This is a genomic window from Acidimicrobiia bacterium (genome assembly GCA_009694375.1).
Taxonomy (GTDB): domain Bacteria; phylum Actinomycetota; class Acidimicrobiia; order Acidimicrobiales; family VFJN01; genus VFJN01.
This window is the reverse complement of record SHVB01000016.1, coordinates 58,731-64,798: the sequence shown is the minus strand read 5'-3', so window position 1 is coordinate 64,798 and position 6,068 is coordinate 58,731. Positions and strand designations below refer to the sequence as shown.

Annotated in this window: 3 protein-coding genes; all 3 read right to left on the bottom strand. The window is 63.5% G+C overall.

All coding sequences use genetic code 11. From position 1 onward, the window contains the following. Nucleotides 1-1,602: 1,602 nt before the first annotated feature. The 3 genes from EXQ71_10105 to EXQ71_10095 all read right to left on the bottom strand — a co-directional run bounded on the left by EXQ71_10105 (nt 1,603) and on the right by EXQ71_10095 (nt 5,778). Nucleotides 1,603-2,094 (bottom strand): NUDIX domain-containing protein, encoded by a 492-nt coding sequence (locus tag EXQ71_10105; GenBank protein MSO87855.1) that lies wholly within the window; start codon nt 2,092-2,094, stop codon nt 1,603-1,605. Nucleotides 2,095-2,096: 2 nt separating this feature from the next. Next, nucleotides 2,097-3,311, bottom strand: coding sequence for a class A beta-lactamase-related serine hydrolase (locus EXQ71_10100; protein ID MSO87854.1), 1,215 nt, complete (start codon nt 3,309-3,311; stop codon nt 2,097-2,099). Nucleotides 3,312-3,390: 79 nt separating this feature from the next. Then, a complete protein-coding gene (locus EXQ71_10095) occupies nt 3,391-5,778 on the bottom strand; it encodes an EAL domain-containing protein (protein MSO87853.1) in 2,388 nt (795 codons plus the stop codon). Between the last annotated feature and the right edge of the window lie 290 nt (nt 5,779-6,068).

Below are 6,068 nucleotides of genomic sequence, written 5' to 3'. Positions count from 1 at the left end.
CCCGCGGATGATTCGCAACAAGTCGGCGAGGATCTGCCCCTCACCTTTCAGGAGGCCGAGGCCGACGGGATCGAGGGAATCGACTGGGGCGCCGCTTGCGACACCGACAAAGGTCGCATCGCCATACCGATCCACAACGCAGCGCCCTGCGTGGAGCCCCCGAAGACCTCGGACAAGGGCAGTGGGCTCGCCACTACACCAGGCGTAACCCCCGACAGCATCAAGGTGATCGTCTACGAAGGGGTCCCCGATCCACTGCAACAGGTCATCCTGGGCGCAGCCGGAGCCGACACCAGCCCCGCCGACACCAGCGGGGCCACCGTCGACTATCTCCGCCTGCTCGAAGACACCTACGAAACCTACGGCCGGACCCTCGACATTGAGGTCGTTACCGCCACCGGTGGGGCTGCGGATGCCACTGCGGCCCTCGCCGATGCCCGCACCATCATCGACAAGAAGCCGTTCGCCGTCATCGGAGGACCCGCCCAAACGCCCGTCTACTGGCAGGAACTTATCGATGCCAAGATCCTCTGCATCGGAGGCTGTTCCCTGGCCGAAACCTGGGACGACGTGGACAGCGCCGCCCCCTACCTCTGGCCCAGCGCTATCGCGCCGGAGCAAGCCGATCAGCACCTCCTCGAACTGGTGGGCAAGCAACTCGTCGGCAAGCCGGCCAAATACGCCGGCGATACAGCCCTGCAGAAGAAGGAGCGGGTGTTCGGTTGGATTCAGGCCGAAACCGAGACCGGCGAGTACAAAGCCCGCAACGACGAATTCGACCGCCTCCTGGAGAAGGACTACGGCGGCAAGGTCACTACTCGATCCACGTACCTCTTCGATCTCGCCGCCGCCCAGGAGACAGCCACCAGCGTGGTGACCCGCATGAAAGACGCGGGAGTTACCACAGTGCTGCTGAGCGTGGACCCGTTGATCCCGGCCACGATCACCCGGGAGGCCACCAAACAGGGGTACTTCCCGGAGTGGGTGATCGGCCCTTCGGTGTTGGCTGACACCACCATCTTCGGTCGGACATTCGACCAAGAGCAGTGGGCGCATGCCTTTGGTATCTCCCTACCGCCGGCCCGGGCCGACAATGATCTCTCCGATGCCTTCGGGCTCTACGAGTGGTACTACGGCAAGAAAGCCCCGGTGAACACCGTCGACGTCATCCTCCCGGGGCCGGCCCAACTCATGCTCGGCATCCATCTCGCCGGGGCCAACCTCACCCCCACCTCATTCGAGCAAGGGCTGTTTCGGTACCCGCCCAACGCGGGCGGCAAGACCTACACCCACGTGTCCTGGGGCGATACCCTCTGGGGCCGCCCCGACCACAATTCCAGCGACGATGCCGGGGTGATCTGGTGGGATCCTGTCGCCACCGGGGAGGACGAGCCTGGTAATCCTGGGATAGGCATGATCACCTATGTCGACGGGGGCACCCGGTACCTGCCCGGCGAGTGGCCCACTGATCCCCTCCCCCTGTTTGAGAAGGAAGGGGCCGTCACCTTGTACACCACCGTTCCCCCGGGCGAAGCCCTGCCCGACTACCCGGCCTGGCCCGGGTCGCCCGCCGCCAAGGGCTGAGCCCCTCCGGCGGGGGGATTACCGCAGGAGAGGCAACACGAGATCGAGTGAATCGGGACACACATCGTGCGCCGCCAGCCAGCGGTCCCAGCCGGGTCGCGGCACGGTGGCCACCTCCACCACCTCGCCATCAGGACAGGTAAAGGGCCCATCGACGCGAGCCAGATAGACCCGGGCATTCAGCCGAACGCCCGGGGCCTCCCACCGATTGATTCCCAACAACTCCAGCGACGCTGCCACCCCAGCTTCCTCAAGGAGTTCGCGATGGGCCGCCTCGTCCCAGGCCTCCCCGGCCCCCAGCACCCCACCAAAACAAATGTCCCACCACCCGGGGTACACGTCTTTCCAATCTGCCCGCCGATGCACCACTAATTCGTCGGCCGCGTTCAGCACGACCACGTAGCAAGCCCGGTGACGCGCCTCTTCACCGCGAGCTCGCATTTCGCTCCTCGTCACCACCTCAAGGACGCGATCATCCGTATCAACGAGGTCAACTAACTCCTCGGCCACCCTCACGCGTAGGTGGGCTCAACCCCGATGGATTCGTACACCGCCTTCACGAGACCCCCCGACCGGGGGTCGCCATTGAGGCTCATGCTCATCTTGTTCATCACATACCCGAAGCCAATGGCGTTCTCCGGATCCGTGAAACCCACTGAACCCCCGGCCCCGGCATGGCCGAAGGCCTTTGGTCCCCCGTAAAGAGCAAACGGTGACGCCACGAAGAACCCGAGACCCAACGTGGTCTCGAACATCAGACATTTATCGGATCCGAATGTCTGCCGCTCGGAGGCCTTGGCAACCTGTTCCGGTCCGAGTATCGCTTGCGACGGGCCTCCCGCCAGCGGGCCGGTGAGGCCGGCGTAGAAGCGGGCCAGTGATCGAGCATTGGTGACGCCGTTGGCGGCGGGGATCTCCGCGGCGCGCACCGCCGGGTTGTTAAACCCTCCTTCAGCGGTGGCCAGCACCCCACTGGGTGCGGTCAGGGCCTTCCCCAGCATGGTGTCTGGACCCATGAACTGCGCAATGACCGCGGCCAGCGCGGGGTCCAATTCCGCACCATCGCCATCACCCGATCCGCCGAAGACATCCCATTGGAGCAGGGGCGCAACACGGTGCTGCTGCTCATCCGGGAGACCGATCCAGAACTCCAGGTCGAGGGGAACAGCAAACTCATCGTGGAAAAAAGTGCCGAGACTTTTTCCCGAAATCCGCTTCACCACCTCCCCGACGAGCCACCCAAAGGTGGTCGCGTGATAGCCGTGGGCCGTGCCGGGCTCCCACGCCGGGGCTTGGCGCTCGAGGGCACGAATCATCGGCTCCCAGGCCAGGGCCTCCTCGAGGGTGAGCACGGCATCGACATAAGGCAGCCCCGCCTGGTGGGTAAGGAGCCAGCGAACCGGGATGTTTTCCTTCCCGGCGGCTTTGAACTCGGGCCAGTACTCAGCCACCGGGGCGTCGATATCGAGCTCACCTCGTTGGGCAAGCAGGTTGGCGCAGGCGGCGGTGGCGCCCTTGGTGGTGGAGAACACCAACTGCAGCGTGTCGGCGGTGTAAGGAGTGCCAGACTCCTCGTCGGCAACACCGCCCCAAAGGTCTACGACCTTCTCCCCACCGACATAGACCGCCGTGCCCGCCCCTATTTCCCCATGCTCAGCGAAGTTAAGGGCAAAGGCTTCCGCCACTGCCTCGAACCCCGGCTTGCACTCACCGTTGATCTCTGTCATGGCGCTCCCTTACATCTGGTATCGAAGCTTTGGTTGAAGTCCCCCCATCTTCCATCGCACCAGATGCTCCGCGCCACCCTCACTCTCGGGCCAGGATCCATGATCGCAGCTGCTCAGCGGGTAAGGCCGGGGTGAACAGGAACCCCTGGGCCATCCCAAACCCCAACTCTCGAAGCAGCTCTAGTTCCCGAGGGGTTTCAACCCCCTCGGCTATCACTTGCAATCCCAGAGCCCCACCCATGGCCACCACCGCTGTCGCGATCGCCGTGTCGTCGGCATCCTGGCCGAACCCGCGCACGAAACTCTGGTCGAGCTTCAACATGTCGACTGGCAGCCGCTTCAGGTAGGCCAGCGACGAGTAGCCCGTACCGAAGTCGTCCACACTGATGCCCATACCCCGCCGGCGAATCCATTCGAGGATGCTCTGCGTCAGGGCGGACTTGCTCACCAAGGCGTCCTCGGTCAACTCAAACCGAAGCAGGCAGGGGTCGATCCCTGACACCTCCAACACCTGATCGATCAGAACGGTTAGTTCCGGATCCACCACCTGAACTGGAGCCAGATTGATCGCCACCCACCGCTGGCCCCACCACCCCGCCTCCACCCACGACGCCGCTTTCATCGCCGCTTCGCTAAGCACCCACGCTCCCAAGTCCCCCAACAGCCCCATGTCGCGAGCGACGTTCAGGAACATCCCCGGGCCCAACAAACCGCGCTGAGGATGCTGCCAGCGCACGAGGGCCTCGACCCCCACGACCGATTCGGGCTCTTCGATGGAAAGAACCGGTTGGTAGTGCAACACCAACTCGTCGTTGCTCATCGCCTGTCGCAGCTCGCTCGATAGATTGATGCGCCGAGTGGCCGAGGTGCGCATCTCGTCGTCAAACAGTCTGTATCGGTTACGGCCCTCCGCTTTCGCGTGATACATCGCCGCATCCGCGTCTCGGAGAAGTTCGGTCGCCACTACTTCCATCTCGCTCTCGTTGTCGGCAGCAGCGATGGCGATACCGACGCTCACCGTCACCGCGATCGGAGAACCGAGCACGCTCGTAGTCTCACTGACCGATGCTGCCAGTCGCTTAGCGATGGCAACCACCGCATCCACATCACTGATATTGGGACACACGACGACAAACTCATCACCCCCCATGCGGCCCACGGTGTCCCCCGGACGTACCTCATCGCTTAATCGATTCGCCACGACGCGCAGAACGGCGTCGCCGGCGGCGTGACCCATTCCGTCATTCACAAACTTGAACTGATCGATGTCGCACACGAGTACGGCTACTTGGGTACCCCGACGGGAAGCCTGGGCGAGCGCCTGTTGGAGGCGGTCAAGTACCAACACGCGATTCGGTAACCCACTGAGCGAGTCGTGCAACGAGTTGTGGCGGACATCTTGCAGGGTGTGATCGGCATCGATCGCGCTCGCCAACACGTTGCTCACTGCCTCTAGAAAAGCCAGGTCCTCAGAACCGAAAAAGTCGGCAACCGTTGCGCCAATCGTTATCAATCCCGGTGGCCCGGTCCGGGTTTCGATCACGGCTCCGGCCACCGAAACGATCCCCTCCCCCACCAACGGATTCTGCTCTGGCGGCCCCCACCGGGTTTCGGTAGCCAGGTTTCCCGTAACCAGCAGTCCGCGGTCCTCCAGCGGCTGAGACACGACCGAGTGAGCCCGCGGCCGTCGGTACGTCCCGACCCCGTCCTCCAAAGCCCCGCGGGCCGCTACCAGAAGCAGACCATCGGGATGGCCATCGTCGAGAAGGACCCCAACAAACGCAACGCTCAAGTTGGCCGTGATGGCCTCCAGGGCACGGTCAATCAAGCTCTTGACGGCCAGTCCACCCAATGCGTCATCACCGAGACCGGCCACCAAGGATTGCTGGTGGTGCGCCTGAGCCAACTGGCTGATCGTGGAGCGCACCGCTGTCACATCGTCCAGCGTCAGATGCACGACCGGATCTACCGGATCGGGGATATGAGTGGCCCGAGCCTGAATCCACCGCCAGGTGCCACCCGTTTCTCGTATTCGGAACTCGACCGGCCCAGCCGATCCGGTAACGAGCACGTCGGCCAGCGCCGTCAAACATAGTTCCACGTCTTCTGGATGGACGAGATCGATGACCTCTGACCCCAACTCCGGTCCGCTCTCCGGTTTTATCCCGGTTAGCCCGGCGGCCCAGGCATTGAGTTCCCGAATCGACCCGTCGATATTGACCACGGCGACCCCAGATTTCCCATGCTCAAAGGCATAACGGAGTTGTTCGCCAAGGTCCACGGTCGAGAGTTTGCCAAGTTCGGAAGCGGCAAGCCACTCGGCCGCTTCGCCCCCAATGGCCCGAATCACCGCCGATCCAGCAATGCCAGCGCGATGAACGTGGCGACAAAACCCCGCCATCGCTGTCCCAGCCGCCAACGCGCAGTGGTAGCTGAGGCCTAGTCCAAACACCAGGAGGGTTCCCACCGACTGGAACCGAAGACACGATCGCTCCTGCTATCAGGGCCAGCAACGGCAAGGGGGTGGCCTCCTGATACAACCCCAGACTTCCCGCCTTACCTTGATGGAACGACAGCACGAGAAACGCCCGATCGCCCAACACCGCTACCCCCAAGACCACCAGGGCGGGATCGATACTGCGGTGGCCGCCCGTATCAGCTTCGTGATCCGGGACCATCAGCTCGACATTGTGGGGACCTGCCCCGCCTGCCCATCGGTGCCCCTCCCTGTAGCCTGAGGTTCCCCCAGCGGCTAAC

Coding starts and splice junctions, on each gene's coding strand:
- EXQ71_10100 (MSO87854.1), bottom strand. CDS start 3,311: ATGACAGAGATCAACGGTGAGTGCAAGCCGGGGTTCGAGGCAGTGGCG.